14 protein-coding genes are annotated in these 13,774 nt (G+C 29.2%); 6 read left to right on the top strand and 8 right to left on the bottom strand.

Going from position 1 to position 13,774, the window contains the following annotated elements:
• Nucleotide 1 precedes the first annotated feature (1 nt).
• The 4 genes from gmhA to E2O22_RS06955 are packed head-to-tail and all read right to left on the bottom strand — an operon-like array spanning nucleotide 2 to nucleotide 3,383.
• Nucleotides 2-562 carry a D-sedoheptulose 7-phosphate isomerase gene (gene gmhA, locus E2O22_RS06970; protein ID WP_133319855.1) on the bottom strand — a complete coding sequence of 187 codons (561 nt, stop codon included), beginning with the start codon at nucleotides 560-562 and terminating at the stop codon, nucleotides 2-4.
• Nucleotides 552-1,925 carry a D-glycero-beta-D-manno-heptose-7-phosphate kinase gene (gene rfaE1 / locus E2O22_RS06965; protein ID WP_133319854.1) on the bottom strand — a complete coding sequence of 458 codons (1,374 nt, stop codon included), beginning with the start codon at nucleotides 1,923-1,925 and terminating at the stop codon, nucleotides 552-554. The genes gmhA and rfaE1 overlap by 11 nt, the downstream gene beginning before the upstream one ends.
• A complete protein-coding gene (gene rfaD, locus E2O22_RS06960) occupies nucleotides 1,918-2,871 on the bottom strand; it encodes an ADP-glyceromanno-heptose 6-epimerase (RefSeq protein WP_133319853.1) in 954 nt (317 codons plus the stop codon). Before rfaD ends, rfaE1 begins: the two co-directional genes overlap by 8 nt.
• Nucleotides 2,868-3,383 carry a D-glycero-alpha-D-manno-heptose-1,7-bisphosphate 7-phosphatase gene (locus E2O22_RS06955; RefSeq protein ID WP_133319852.1) on the bottom strand — a complete coding sequence of 172 codons (516 nt, stop codon included), beginning with the start codon at nucleotides 3,381-3,383 and terminating at the stop codon, nucleotides 2,868-2,870. Before E2O22_RS06955 ends, rfaD begins: the two co-directional genes overlap by 4 nt.
• 129 nt (nucleotides 3,384-3,512) lie before the next feature.
• Between E2O22_RS06955 and E2O22_RS06950 the strand changes: the two genes are divergently transcribed.
• Nucleotides 3,513-3,818 (top strand): c-type cytochrome, encoded by a 306-nt coding sequence (locus E2O22_RS06950; RefSeq protein ID WP_133319851.1) that lies wholly within the window; start codon nucleotides 3,513-3,515, stop codon nucleotides 3,816-3,818.
• Nucleotides 3,819-3,829: 11 nt separating this feature from the next.
• Here the strand turns inward: E2O22_RS06950 and E2O22_RS06945 are convergent, their stop codons facing one another.
• Nucleotides 3,830-4,045, bottom strand: a complete 216-nt coding sequence (locus E2O22_RS06945; RefSeq protein ID WP_133319850.1) for a cbb3-type cytochrome oxidase assembly protein — start codon at nucleotides 4,043-4,045, stop codon at nucleotides 3,830-3,832.
• Entirely contained in the window at nucleotides 4,042-6,387 is a 2,346-nt protein-coding gene (locus tag E2O22_RS06940) for a heavy metal translocating P-type ATPase (RefSeq protein WP_133319849.1), read from the bottom strand. The genes E2O22_RS06945 and E2O22_RS06940 overlap by 4 nt, the downstream gene beginning before the upstream one ends.
• A 181-nt stretch (nucleotides 6,388-6,568) precedes the next feature.
• Here E2O22_RS06940 and rho point away from each other — a divergent pair, with 181 nt between their 5' ends.
• Complete coding sequence (gene rho / locus E2O22_RS06935; RefSeq protein WP_039617780.1) at nucleotides 6,569-7,873, top strand: transcription termination factor Rho; 1,305 nt, start codon at nucleotides 6,569-6,571, stop codon at nucleotides 7,871-7,873.
• Nucleotides 7,874-7,875: 2 nt separating this feature from the next.
• Nucleotides 7,876-9,411 carry a DNA polymerase III subunit gamma/tau gene (locus tag E2O22_RS06930; RefSeq protein WP_133319848.1) on the top strand — a complete coding sequence of 512 codons (1,536 nt, stop codon included), beginning with the start codon at nucleotides 7,876-7,878 and terminating at the stop codon, nucleotides 9,409-9,411.
• On the opposite strand, the gene cfrA is transcribed toward E2O22_RS06930, so the two are convergent.
• Nucleotides 9,408-11,501, bottom strand: a complete 2,094-nt coding sequence (cfrA, locus tag E2O22_RS06925; protein ID WP_133319847.1) for a TonB-dependent ferric enterobactin receptor CfrA — start codon at nucleotides 11,499-11,501, stop codon at nucleotides 9,408-9,410. The two genes, E2O22_RS06930 and cfrA, sit on opposite strands and share 4 nt — an antisense overlap.
• A gap of 158 nt (nucleotides 11,502-11,659) precedes the next feature.
• On the opposite strand from cfrA, the gene exbB reads away from it, so the two are divergent.
• From exbB to E2O22_RS06910, 3 genes are read left to right on the top strand one after another with little or no spacing between them, the layout of a single operon-like run.
• Entirely contained in the window at nucleotides 11,660-12,091 is a 432-nt protein-coding gene (gene exbB / locus E2O22_RS06920) for a TonB-system energizer ExbB (RefSeq protein WP_133319846.1), read from the top strand.
• Nucleotides 12,084-12,473 (top strand): TonB system transport protein ExbD, encoded by a 390-nt coding sequence (exbD, locus tag E2O22_RS06915; protein ID WP_133319845.1) that lies wholly within the window; start codon nucleotides 12,084-12,086, stop codon nucleotides 12,471-12,473. The genes exbB and exbD overlap by 8 nt, the downstream gene beginning before the upstream one ends.
• Nucleotides 12,470-13,123, top strand: coding sequence for an energy transducer TonB family protein (locus E2O22_RS06910; protein ID WP_133319844.1), 654 nt, complete (start codon nucleotides 12,470-12,472; stop codon nucleotides 13,121-13,123). Before exbD ends, E2O22_RS06910 begins: the two co-directional genes overlap by 4 nt.
• A 10-nt stretch (nucleotides 13,124-13,133) precedes the next feature.
• Here the strand turns inward: E2O22_RS06910 and E2O22_RS06905 are convergent, their stop codons facing one another.
• Nucleotides 13,134-13,586 carry a DUF411 domain-containing protein gene (locus E2O22_RS06905; protein WP_133319843.1) on the bottom strand — a complete coding sequence of 151 codons (453 nt, stop codon included), beginning with the start codon at nucleotides 13,584-13,586 and terminating at the stop codon, nucleotides 13,134-13,136.
• Between the last annotated feature and the right edge of the window lie 188 nt (nucleotides 13,587-13,774).

Genomic DNA, 13,774 nt, shown 5'->3' with positions numbered 1-13,774 from the left:
CTTAATATTCTTCTTCTATCAAATCACATAAGCAGTGTATGATTAAAATATGTATTTCTTGAATTCTAGCCGTATCATCGCTTGGAATGACTATATTATGCTCACATAATGCATTCATCGCTCCACCACCTTTTCCACTAAGTCCTATACATTTAGTGCCAATTTCTTTGGCCTTTTCAAAAGCTTTGATCACATTTGGACTTTTTCCACTAGTAGAAATTCCAATCAATACATCATTATTGCTAGCTAAAGCTTCAACTTGTCTTGAAAAAACAAATTCAAAACCATAGTCATTTCCTATAGCACTTAAAGCAGAAGTATCAGTGCTTAGAGCAATAGCAGCTAAAGCCTTTCTTTCTTTTTTATATCTTCCACTAAGTTCAGCTGCAAAATGTTGGCTATCTGCAGCGCTTCCACCATTTCCACAAATTAAAATTTTCCCACCACTTTTCAAGCACACTTTTAATTCTTGAGCAACTGCAACAATTTGCTCTTTTAAATTCAAACTTTGCTCTAAAGTTTTTTGATGTTGAATAAATTCCTTTTCAATTTTATTTATCATTTGCAATCCTATTAATTATATTAGTAGTACTAAATCCATCTTCAAAGTCAATTAATTCTACTTTTTTTACTAAATTTGAACCCACTACTTCTTTACCTTTATAATCAGCTCCTTTAACTAGCACATCAGGCTTTAAAAACTCTATCAGTTCATAAGGAGTATCTTCATTAAAAATCACTACATAATCTACAAAATACATACTCGCAAGCATACATGCGCGTTGGAATTCTAAATTTATAGGTCTTGAGTTTCCTTTTAGTCTTTTTACGCTTTCATCTGAATTTAAACCCACAACTAAGATATCTCCTAGTTTTTTAGCTTTTTCAAGGTATTTTATATGACCATAATGCATAATATCAAAACATCCATTGGTAAAAACTACTTTTTGATTTTGTATCAACTTCACAAGCTCTTCTTTGCTTTTAATTTTATCTTCAAAAGAAGCTTTTTTTAGATTTTTAATCTCTTCTAAACTTACACTCACACTTCCTACTTTTGCTACCACAACAGCTGCTGCATCATTTGCTAACTCACATGCTTTTACAATATCAACTTTTAAGGCTAAAGCATAAGCAAGCATAGCTATAACACTATCTCCAGCTCCTGTTACATCATAAACCTCCAAAGCTTTTGCGGGAATAATATGTAATTTTTCATCAAAAAGTGCTATTCCTTCTTCAGATAAAGTTATAATAGAATAAGCTAAATTTAAATCATCTTTTAATTTTTTCAAAGCTTTTTCTAAATTATCAATTTTTTCTACACTCAAAGCTTGAATAGCTTCTTTTTTATTTGGAGTTAGCAAGGTTGCATTTTGATATTTGCTAAAATCACTTCCTTTTGGATCAATCAAAATAGGTAAATTTAAAGTATTTGCATGCTCTATCAAAGCTTTTGTTACTTTTGAAGTTAAAATCCCTTTGGCATAATCACTCAAAACAATCGCATCATAATCTTTTGCGATTGTCTTATACTCTTGGATAATTTCATCTTCTAATTTAGTATCAAAATCATTCTCATCATCAAGTCTTAAAACTTGCTGAGAATGTGATAAAACTCTACTCTTAAGAGGGGTTTTTCTATCTTTTTCTACTAATAATTTTGCATTTAAATTCTCTTTTAAAAACCTCCCACTCTCATCATCACCCACAAGTCCTAGAGCAAAAACCTCAGCACCAAGACTTTTTAAATTTGCATATACATTACCAGCTCCACCTAGTCTTTTATCTTCTTTTTGTGATTTCATCACCATTACAGGAGCTTCTGGAGAAATTCTAGTGCAATCACACCATATATAATGATCTACCATAAAATCCCCGACAACTAAAATTTTTGGCTTTTTAGAACTTAAAAAATCAAACATTTACTTCCTTTTCATAAAGCCTTTTGATCTCATCTAAATAATCTTTTACACCCTCTTCAAGACTAAATTTAGCTTTATATGAAAAACTCTCATCTAATTTTGCTTGAGTATGGAATTGATAAGAATTTTTGTAAGGATTAGGAATATACTCACAAGGATAATTAGTGTTTAATTCTTTTTGCAAAATATCTACTATATCTTGAAAAGTTCTTGCTTTACCTGTAGCTACATTATAAATTCCACTTTTTGCTTCTAAAGCTTTTAAATTTGCACTCACAACATCTTTAATATACACAAAATCACGATAAATTTGATCACTTCCTTCAAACAAACGCGGACTTTTACCCGCTAAAATTTGATGTCCAAATTGCAAAATCATAGAAGCAGTACTATTTTTAAAAAATTCTCCCTTGCCATATACATTAAAATATCTAAGCCCAACTATATGCATTTTATTAAAGTATTTTTTTGCTAATTTATCCATCATTAATTTTGAAAATGCATAAGGGTTTTTAGGGGCTTCACTTAAATTTACAGTTTGCGGGCTTGGAGCATCTCCATAAACTGAGGCTGAACTTGCATAGATTAGTTTTGCATTAAGTTCTAAAGCAAGTTCTATAAAATCTTTAAAAGTGTTTAAATTGGTCTTTAAAACTTTGTTTTGATCATAAACAGTTGTATCTGAAATTGCAGCCTTATGAAAGATCACATCAGGTTTAAAAGCTTTTATAGCTTTTAAAGTTTTTTCATCATTAATATCGCCCACATAAAGCTCACCTTCAAAATCTAAAATATTCTTAAAATGACCAAAACTTTCTAAATTTCCATTTTCAAAAGTAGCACTTGATCGCATTTTATCCACAATCAAAACCTCATGTTTATCCTGAAGTTCTAGAGCAAGAGCAGAGCCTATAAAACCTGCTCCACCTGTTATCACAATTTTCATTTCCTATCCTTTAAATAATACAAAAGTTCTTTTAAATTTTTAAAGACCTTATAGTTTTTATCATCATTATAATTTTCATTAATCAAAAATAGATTTTTTATACCAGCATTAATTCCAGCTTGCATGTCACTTAAATTATCTCCTATAAAAAAAGATTGTGAAAAATCTATATTAAATTCTTTTTGTGCTTTTAAAAGCATGCCAGGTTTTGGCTTACGGCATTCACAATTTTCTAAATGAGGGCAGTGATAAATTTTTTCTATTTTAATGCCTTTTTTCAAAAATTCACCTAGCATATACGAGCTTAAAATTTCAAAATCTTTTTCATTATAATAAGCCCTTGCAATACCTGATTGATTAGTAGCTATAAAAATTAAAAAATTTTGCTTTTGAAAAAATTCACAAAGTTCAAAAATACCATCACAAAATTCAAAATCACTAATCTTATGAACATATTTTTTATCTATATTTATAATTCCATCTCTATCTAAAAATAACGCCTTTGTTTTCATAAAAAAATTATAATGAATTTTTTTTAAGATTTTATAATTTATCAAGTAAAAAAGTTTTTTAAGCGACTTTAAATAAAAAAAGCATATAATTAAAAACATTTTATTTTCAATTTATATAGGAGTGATACAATGAAAAAGCTACTTGTTTTATCAGCTTTGGCATGTCTTAGTGTTTCAGCTTTTGCTGCGGATGGTGCTACACTTTATAAAAAATGTGCAGTATGTCATGGTGCTAAAGCAGATAAAGTTTATCTTAACAAAGTTCCTGCTTTAAATACTTTAACTGCAGCTGAAAGATTACAATACATGAAAGATTATGCAGCAGGTAAAAGAAATGCTTATGGCCAAGGTGCAATCATGAAGATTAACCTTAAAGGTTTAACAGAAGCAGATTTTAAAGCAATTGAAGAATACATCGAGAGCTTAAAAAAATAATTTGACAGCCTTTATGGCTGTTTTTCTTGATTTTTCTTTTCCAAAGCTTCTTTTTTTCTTTTTTCCAAAATTACTGCATCATTTAAAGCTTCTTCGCTATCATTTAAAGTAGTAAATTTATAATCATCGTCAAATTGCTTATTTTTGATCCCCCAAAGTAAAGCACAAATTGCCAAAAATAAAGCAACCATAGAAACACCTATCATCATCATTAAAACACCATTCATTTTTTAATCCTTAAAGCATTTAAAATCACTATTATACTACTAAAAGACATTGATAAAGCTGCAATTAAAGGATTAATCAAACCAAAAAAAGCTAAAGGCATGCTCAAGGCATTATAAAATAAAGAAAAAGCTAAATTTTGTTTAATAATTTGATAAGTTTTTTTAGCTATTTGTATAGCCTTTTGCAAGCTTTTTAAGTCGTTTTTTAACAATATAATATCACTATTTTCCATAGCAAGCTCAGAACCTTCTTTTAAAGAAACCCCAACACCTGCATAAGAAAGTGCTAAAGCATCATTTACCCCATCTCCTACCATTAAAACCTTACCTATTTGATTTAACCTAGCTATTGTTTGCATCTTATCTTCTGGCATGCATGAGGCTTTGAAATTATTTATTTTTAATTTTTCAGCCACCTTACTCACAGCATTTAAATTATCGCCACTTAATATATAAATTTGCATTTTGCATTCTTTCATAAATTCAATCAACTCTTCAGAGCTTTCTCTCATACTATCTTCTAATTCAAAAACTGCTAATATAGTTTTATTTTTAGCAAATATAAAATGCGTAGTTTGAAATTCTTGTACTTGCATATGATTTTCTTTGAAAAATTTCTCATTTCCTCCCAAAAATTCATCTTTACCCAAAAAGGCTTTATAACCTCTTGCTTGAAAATTTTGAACTTTTTCAAATTCTATTCTACTATCTATTTTTCTATCTAAAAATTTTAAAATACTTTTAGCCACTGGGTGGTTAGTTAAATGTAAGAAATTTAATAATTCATTTTTATCCAACCTTTCATCTAAAAAGCTTTTTTTAACTTCCAAACTAGCCTTTGTTAAAACCCCTGTTTTATCAAATACAGTCACATTGCACTTACTCAAATCTTCCACAACACCTGCTTCTTTAAATAAAATTTTTTCCTTCAAACCAGCACTAATTGCTACTAAAGAACTCACCGGCGTAGCTAAAGCCAAAGCGCATGGACAAGCTATGATTAGCACAGAAACCATGCGTATCATGGCTTCTTCAAAACCTAAATTTAGTACAAAAAAAGTAAAAACAAAGCACAACAAAGCACAAATTAAAATAATAGGCGAAAAATACTTACTCACCTGTTGTACCATTTTTTCTATTTTGGCTTTTTTAGCACTTGAATTTTCAAGTAAATTAATAATCCTAGCTAATTTAGAATCCTTATAAAGCGCATTTGCCTTATATAAAGCATTCCCGCTTAAAACTAAAGAAGCAGAATAAATCATATCATCTTTTTGCACATCAAGCGGTAAGCTCTCTCCGCTTAAACTAGACATATCTAAACTAATATTACCACTAATACATACTCCATCTATTAAAACCCTATCACCTTCTTTTAACTCTATAATATCTCCTATTTGCACCTCTTCTACATCAATATTTTCTATTTTTTCATTTTTTAATACCCTTACTTCATTACCTAAAAATGATCTCAAATGATCGAGCGTATCAAGGGCTTTTTTCTTACTTAAAAGCTCTAAATACTTTCCTATAAAAACAAAACAAATAATCATCGCCACAGAGTCAAAATATACCTGTGAAGCTCTTGAAAACATTGCCCACACTGAATATATATAAGCTAAACTTGCTCCACTAATTACTAGAGTATCCATATTAACATTTTTAAATTTCAAAGCATAATAGGCATTTTTATAAAAAATCGAACCTGTGTAAAAAAGTACAGGAGTACAAAGTAAAAATTCAGCAAAATGTAAAATATCTTTAATATCAGCTTCCATACCACTAAAAAACCCGGCATATTTAGCTACAGATATCCACATAATATTCATTACGCAAGCTATAGCAACTATTAATTTCGCATAAAAATCTCTTTTGATTTGAGTTGCTCTTTGTTCATTTTTTGTAGGTAAATACACACTAGCTTTATAGCCTATGCTTTCTATATTTTGGATAATTTTTGCTAAATTTATGCTTTTTTCATCAAAAACAATTCTAGCTTTATGGGTAATAGAATTAATATCAACTTCTATCACTCCTTCGCTTTTAATGAGAATTTTTTCATTAAGCCAAACACAGGCTGCACAATGAATTTCTTCTATCAGTAAAAAAACCTCGCTAAAGCCTTCTTTTGTTTTTTGTATGTATTTTTCATAGTCTTTAATACTATATTCTATTGTTACTGGGGTTAAAGTTTGATTACCAAGTTTTTCATAAAATTCCTCCAAATTATTCTCTTGTAAAATTTCATATACACTTTCACAGCCTTTACAACAAAAATAATTTCCATTTTTTTCTATCATTTGTTCTTGTTTAAAGCTTAATTGGCAATGCTTACATCTCATTTTATACTTTCTTTATAAGTTTTTACAATATTTTATCATTTTTTCAAACTTTCAATTTTAAAAATTATTTACAAAGCTATATTATAATTTCCAAAATTTGACAAAAAAGTATTTTTTTTAATAAAATCTTTTTTGAATAAACTAAAACAAAAACTACATTTTCTACATTTTATGAGGATATATGGAAAATACAAAAGAAAAGAAACAACACCAAAGAACACACATTCCTGTTGAAGGTTATAAAATAGAAGATTTAAAGTTGCTTGATTTAGAAAGCTTAGTAAAAATAGCAAATGAAGCAGAAATAGAAAATCCAAGAGAATTTAGAAGACAAGATCTTATTTTTGAAATTCTAAAAGCACAAACCAAAAAAGGTGGCTTTATACTCTTTACAGGAATTTTAGAAATTTCGCCTGAAGGTTATGGATTCTTGCGTGGAATGGACTCAAATTTAAGCGATAGTGTAAATGATGCTTATGTATCAAACTCACAAATTCGCAAATTTGCTCTGCGTGTAGGAGATATAGTTACTGGTCAAGTTAGAGAGCCAAAAGATCAAGAAAAATACTATGCTTTATTAAAAATTGAAGCAATCAACTATCTTCCATTAAAAGAAGCTAGAGAAAGACCTTTATTTGACAATCTTACTCCAATTTTTCCAACTGAAAAAATCAAATTAGAATATGATCCTTTAAAATTAACAGGCAGAATGCTTGATTTATTTGCCCCTATAGGAAAAGGTCAAAGAAGCTTAATCGTAGCACCTCCAAGAACTGGTAAAACTGAGTTAATGAAAGAACTAGCTACCGCTATTGCTAAAAATCATCCAGAGGCTCATTTGATTGTACTTTTAGTAGATGAGCGTCCTGAAGAAGTTACAGATATGCAAAGATGTGTTAAAGGCGAGGTTTTTAGCTCTACTTTTGACTTACCTGCCTATAATCATGTTAGAGTGGCTGAACTTGTTATAGAAAAAGCAAAAAGGATGGTAGAAACAGGTAAAGATGTCATTATATTACTTGATTCTATTACAAGATTAGCAAGAGCTTATAATACTGCCACACCAAGCAGTGGTAAAGTTTTAAGTGGCGGGGTTGATGCAAATGCCTTGCATAAGCCAAAGCGCTTTTTTGGTGCAGCTAGAAATATAGAACATGGTGGCTCATTAACCATCATAGCAACTGCTTTGATAGAAACAGGCTCAAGAATGGATGAAGTGATTTTTGAAGAATTTAAAGGAACAGGAAATAGCGAAATCGTTCTTGATAGAAATATTTCAGACAGAAGAATTTACCCTGCAATTAATATTATAAAATCAGGCACTAGAAAAGAAGAATTACTCCAAGGTGTTGAAAAACTTCAAAAAATTTGGGCAATTAGATCAGCTATTTCACAAATGGATGATATAGAAGCTTTAAAATTCTTATACTCTAAAATGCTAAAAACCAAAAGCAATGAAGAGTTGTTATCCATCATGAATGAGTAGTAATGCTCCAAGCTCTTGCTGTTAAATACAGACCAAAAAATTTCAATGAGCTTGTAGGGCAAAATACTGTTTCTACAAGCTTAAAATATGCTCTTGAAAATAACCGCTTAGCACATGCTTATTTATTTTCAGGATTACGCGGAAGTGGAAAAACTTCAAGTGCAAGAATTTTTTCAAGAGCCCTAGTATGTGAAAAAGGACCAAGTGCTAACCCTTGTGGAGAATGTTCTCAATGCTTATCTTCACTCAGTGGCTCTAATATAGACATTATAGAAATGGATGCTGCAAGCCATAGAAGCTTAGAAGACATTCAAGAGCTTATCGAGCAAGTTAAATACGCTCCATCTTTAGCTAGGTTTAAAATTTTTATTATCGATGAAGTGCATATGCTTACCCCACAAGCAGCAAATGCCTTGCTTAAAACCTTGGAAGAACCACCAAGCTATGTAAAATTTATACTAGCAACAACTGACCCTTTAAAACTTCCTGCTACGGTTCTTTCAAGAACGCAGCATTTTAGATTTAAGCAAATTTCTATCCACGATATCTTAAATCATCTTGAGTGGATTTTAGAAAAAGAAAATATCAATTATGAAAAAGAAGCTTTAAAACTCATAGCAAGAAGTGGAAACGGTTCTTTAAGAGATACTCTAACTTTATTAGATCAAGCCATAGTATATTGTCAAAATCATATACAAACACAAAAAATTACTGCGATGCTAGGCTTTTTAGATCCATCTAAAATTGAAGAATTTTATCAAGCCATTTTAGCTAGCGATAAAGATAAAGTTCTTGAGTTTTTAAAAGAATTTGAAGATTACGAGGCAAGCAATGTCATTGATGAAATGATATTTTTTTTAAAAGAAGCATTTTTTGCCAAAAACAATCTTTTTTCTATGTTAATTTACGAAAGATTTTTTAGAATTCTTTCGCGTGCTAAGACTATGTTAAATTCTAGCGATGATGATAGTTTTGTACTTTGTGTTATGGCTTTCATGCTTATAGAAGCAACTTATCTAAAAAGTATTGATGAGGCTATTTACAGTAAAAGTCCAAAACAAGATAACACACCAAGCCCAAAACAACAAGAAATTCTTTCTATACAAACAATTAAAGAAGAAAAACTTAATCCTTATGAAAGTTTGTTAAAAGCTATTTACAAAAGAGATTATGATTTAGCTGAAGTTTTCAAAAAAACTACGCAGTTTATTTCTTTTGAAGATGATATTTTAAGTATTAGCTCACATGCTAAAGATGATGATAGAAAAACCCTAAACAATGGCTTTAAATTAATCAAAGTCTTGCTTCATGAGCTTTTTGGAGAAAAAACACAAATTAAAATTCAAAAAATAGAAACTATAGATACCCAAAAATTACAAGATATATTCAAAACTCCTATAAAACAAGAAATAAAAAGTACTCCGAATTTAAATGAACATTTTGAAAATTTTAAAAAAGATGCTAAAAAATACGATCCTAAAGACGAAACCAAAGAAGCTCTCAATAAGCTCTTTGGCTCCCCAACTATACAAAATTAAAAACTGCCGTTGATTGAAATATAAATTCTTCTTCCTTCTTCTATGCGATTATAAGTATTTACCCAAGTATCTTCACCTTTGTTTTTATAAGACTCCCAATCATTTGTAAAACTTTTATCAAAAAGATTATAAATTGCCGCATTAATATTCCATTTTTTATTGATATCATAACGCACACCCATAGAAGCTAAAAAGACATCTTGATAATACTCTCTATTAATATTTGTATCACCCATATAACGATCTATTTGCCATTCGCCTTTTATCCATGGAGTGAATTTGCTAAAGATATTATAACTTGCTTTTAGCATGATGTTGTGTTTTAAACTATCAATCTCTGGCTTTCCTATCACAGCCTTATCTTGTGCATCTTTTACTTCACTATCAAGATAAGTATAAGCTAAATCTAGATTTAAATGTTCTATAGGGGTAATCCCTGCTCCAAGTTCTATGCCTCTATACTCAACCTTGCCATGATTAATCGCCTGATAGCATGTATCAGATTCACATTTTCCAATACCCAAAATCATACTTTCTTTACTAAATTTTTGACTAGAAATTTTATCTTTAAAATTTGTTAAAAAGCCAGTTGCTGAAATATAAAACAAATCATTATTATAAACAGCGGCTAGTTCATAATTAAGCGATGTTTCTTCTTTTAAATTCGGATTTCCATACATAGGATATTTACCTTGTCCACTATAATTATAAGCACCAGCTATCAATCTATTAGCATATGGGGTTCTAAAGCCTGTTGAAACACCGCCCTTTAAAGTAAGCTCACTAGTAGGATTATAAACTAAATAAGCTCTTGGAGAAATGTTATTTCCAAAAATTTCATGATAATTATATCTTGCTCCAAAAGTAAATCTTAAATCATCTCTTATGCTATATTCATCTTCTGCAAAAAAAGCTAATAAATATTGATCAAAATTAATAGGATTAGCAATTTTATCTTGCATTTTCTCAAGTCTATACTCACCACCCACGCTTAAAATATGACTTTGACCTAAAGGAATAACTGATTTTGTATCTACAATAATATCTTCAGCAACTATATCTCTATTTTGCCCTAAAAATGGCTGATTTGCTTGGCCAACTACCTCACGCCCATCGTTACTTACACGGTTATACTGCAAAGTAGAAGTAATTGAAAAATCATCATATACCCCCTCATGACTTAAATAAGTTACCAACTTATCTACTTGCATGGTATCTGTATAACCACCTGTTAAAGAGCCATCATTTTTATCTGTTGGTTTTGTTAATGTACCGAGTTGGCCTTTTTTATTATTATAATGATTTCTTGAAAAATCAATATCAAATATCAAAGTATTATAATCATCTACTAAGTAATTTAACCTAGTTCCTAAACTAAAATTATTAGCTTTTGTAGGACTTTGTGCTTGATCACCTTGCACTCTTTGACCACTCCCATTACTAAATTCAACATTAGATTGCTCTCTATAAAATTCTCTAAAACGCAAAGTAAGTCCCAAACGATCATTCATCAATGGACCACTAGAATATATACTTGCGCCATAAGTATTACCCCATTCTTTATGTGCATTAAAAATACCATCCAAACTAAATGATGTTTCCCACTCGTTACTTACTTTTTTTGTGATGATATTTACAACACCACCCAAAGCTTCAGAACCATATAAAGTACTCATTGGTCCTTTTATCACTTCTATTCTTTCTATACTAGAAATTGGCGGTAAGAATGAATTTGAAATTTCATTAAAACCATTAGGTCCTACTTCTCCACCTATTCCTTGACGACGCCCATCAATCAAAACTAAAGTATATCCAGTAATACCTCTCATGGTAATATTATAAGAGCCTGTTTTTCCTTTACTAGCAAATAAATCTACACCAGGAATATCAGCAATAGCTTCAGCAACATCTCTATAAGGCTTACTCTCTAAATCTTTTTTACCAATCACATTTATAGTAGCAGGAGCTTCTTTAATATCTTGAGAAAATCCCGAAGCACTCACTATAGAGCTATCTAATAAAACCTCTTGTGATAAAGCATTACAGACCAAAAGACTAGCAACACAAACTGACAAGCAATAATTTTTCATTATTTCCTTTCTTAAATAAACAAAATTTTCAAAGTTGGAATATTATGATAATAATTATTAATTTAAAATAAATTTATTATATCAATTATGATAATTGTTATTAATAAATAATTTAATTTTCAGTAATATAATCACAAAAATTTTTAAAGCGAGGATGTATGGAATTTTTAAAAACTTATATTGACTTAATTATATTTATTGTTTTAGGGTTAATGGCATTTATTGCTATATGGTGCACTATAGAACGCATCTTATTTTTTAGAAAAATTAAACTAAATGATTATCAATGCCAAGAAAAATTTGATGATGCAATTAGTGAAAATATCACTATGCTTTATATTATTTACACTAACGCTCCTTATGTAGGACTTTTAGGAACTGTAGTAGGGATTATGATTACATTTTACGACATGGGAGCAAGTGGAAATATTGATGTAAAATCTATTGTTATTGGCTTATCGCTAGCTTTAAAGGCTACTGCTTTGGGAATTTTAGTTGCCATCCCTTCTTTGATGGCTTATAATGGATTGCTTAGAAAAATATCAACTTTGAGTAATGCATATCGTATTTTTAAGGATAAAAATGCTTAAATTGCCAAAAAATGAAGGTTTAAATATTATTCCTTTTATAGATATAATGCTTGTTTTACTAGCCATTGTTTTAAGTATATCCACTTTTATCGCACATGGTGAAATCAAAATCAATCTACCTCAAAGTGAAAATTCAAATTCCATAAGTGAAAATAAAGACAAAATAAGCATCTTAATCGATAAAGAAAATAAATTTTATATCGATGGAAAAACAGTTTCCATAGAAGAAATAAAAGAAAATTTTGACACTATAAATTCTAAAACCTTAGTAGAGTTAAAAAGCGATAAAGAAGCAAAATTTGAAAGCTTTGTAAAAATTATTGATATTTTAAAAAATAAAAATCATGAAAATTTTCAAATTTTAACAGAGCAAAAAAGATGAAGACTTTTATAAGTAATCATAAAAATCAATCATTTTTCATTACTTTATTTATCTTTTTACCTTTACTTTTTGTTTTTCTTTATACTAAGAATTTTTTACATATACAACATAACACTACAAAGGAAGAAAAATTTAATATAGCTATAAAACAATTTTTACAAGATTCTCCTAAAGTAAAAAACGAACAATCTAAACAAGAAAAAATAAAAAAAATAGAACAAGTAAAAGAAAAACCTATCATTCAACCTAAAAAAATAAATACTTCAACCGATACTAAAGCAACAAATCGATTAAAAGAGGAAATAAAATCTCAAAAAATAACATCTCAAGAAAAAAATATCCTGATAAATTCTCAAGAAAGTATATCTTTAACTAATAACAATGAACTTTTAAAAGAAGTTAAGCAAGCTATAGATAAAGCTTTAATTTATCCTAGGCAAGCTCGAAAAATGCGGATGAGTGGTGAAATTTTAGTAGAATTCACATGGACTAAGGATAAAAACTTATTAAACTTAAAAATATTAAAACCATCAAAATATAAACTATTAAATGATAGTGCCTTAGAAACTATACGCATAGCATCTAATAATTTTCCACAATATGAAAAAACTTTTCATATAAGAATACCTTTAATATACAAAATAAACTAAGCAATTTTGCTTAGTTTGTCTTGATTAAATTATGTCCTTTATAGATCCCATAAATTTTACAATCTCCATTTTTAAGCATCAAAACTACAGGATATTCTTCTTCATAACCTTGTTCCATTCCAGGACTTCCTTGAGGCATACCAGGAGCAGAAATACCTATAACATCCTCAGGTTTATTTTCCAAAAGCCAAGCAACTGCATCTTCAGGAACATGCCCTTCTATAGCATAGTCATCAATCACGCCAGTATGACAGCTTTGATACATAGGCTGAATATTCATTTTTTCTTTTATTTTTAAAAAATCTTCACTTTTGTGTATTTGTACTTTATAGCCTTTATCTTTCATATAATTAGCCCAAAGATCGCAACATCCACAAGTGGGACTTTCGTAAATATTTAATATTTTTTCATTAGCCAATAAGCTTGTAAAACCAAGCGTTAAAGTTAAAAATAATTTTTTCATATATCCTCCAAAAATAAAAAAGATACAATACATTATAAAAATTAATATTTTATATCAAAAACCAAAAATATCAACTATGGCTAATTAAAAATATTAAATTAAAGTATTACTACTAAATAAAATTTCTAAATAACTTTTCTGATTTTCTACCACTTAATAAATACTAAAACCTTCTTTTTATTTTGTAA

Source organism: Campylobacter lari, from assembly GCF_004357905.1.
Taxonomy (GTDB): Bacteria; Campylobacterota; Campylobacteria; order Campylobacterales; family Campylobacteraceae; genus Campylobacter_D; species Campylobacter_D lari_D.
Note: the sequence above shows the minus strand (reverse complement) of the source record. Positions and strands in the feature narration are given on the sequence as shown.

Coding starts and splice junctions, on each gene's coding strand:
- E2O22_RS06910 (WP_133319844.1), top strand. CDS start 12,470: ATGAAGACTTTTATAAGTAATCATAAAAATCAATCATTTTTCATTACT.
- E2O22_RS06945 (WP_133319850.1), bottom strand. CDS start 4,045: ATGAATGGTGTTTTAATGATGATGATAGGTGTTTCTATGGTTGCTTTA.
- E2O22_RS06955 (WP_133319852.1), bottom strand. CDS start 3,383: ATGAAAACAAAGGCGTTATTTTTAGATAGAGATGGAATTATAAATATA.
- rfaE1 (WP_133319854.1), bottom strand. CDS start 1,925: ATGTTTGATTTTTTAAGTTCTAAAAAGCCAAAAATTTTAGTTGTCGGG.
- cfrA (WP_133319847.1), bottom strand. CDS start 11,501: ATGAAAAATTATTGCTTGTCAGTTTGTGTTGCTAGTCTTTTGGTCTGT.
- rho (WP_039617780.1), top strand. CDS start 6,569: ATGGAAAATACAAAAGAAAAGAAACAACACCAAAGAACACACATTCCT.
- gmhA (WP_133319855.1), bottom strand. CDS start 562: ATGATAAATAAAATTGAAAAGGAATTTATTCAACATCAAAAAACTTTA.
- exbB (WP_133319846.1), top strand. CDS start 11,660: ATGGAATTTTTAAAAACTTATATTGACTTAATTATATTTATTGTTTTA.
- rfaD (WP_133319853.1), bottom strand. CDS start 2,871: ATGAAAATTGTGATAACAGGTGGAGCAGGTTTTATAGGCTCTGCTCTT.
- E2O22_RS06940 (WP_133319849.1), bottom strand. CDS start 6,387: ATGAGATGTAAGCATTGCCAATTAAGCTTTAAACAAGAACAAATGATA.
- E2O22_RS06930 (WP_133319848.1), top strand. CDS start 7,876: ATGCTCCAAGCTCTTGCTGTTAAATACAGACCAAAAAATTTCAATGAG.
- E2O22_RS06905 (WP_133319843.1), bottom strand. CDS start 13,586: ATGAAAAAATTATTTTTAACTTTAACGCTTGGTTTTACAAGCTTATTG.
- E2O22_RS06950 (WP_133319851.1), top strand. CDS start 3,513: ATGAAAAAGCTACTTGTTTTATCAGCTTTGGCATGTCTTAGTGTTTCA.
- exbD (WP_133319845.1), top strand. CDS start 12,084: ATGCTTAAATTGCCAAAAAATGAAGGTTTAAATATTATTCCTTTTATA.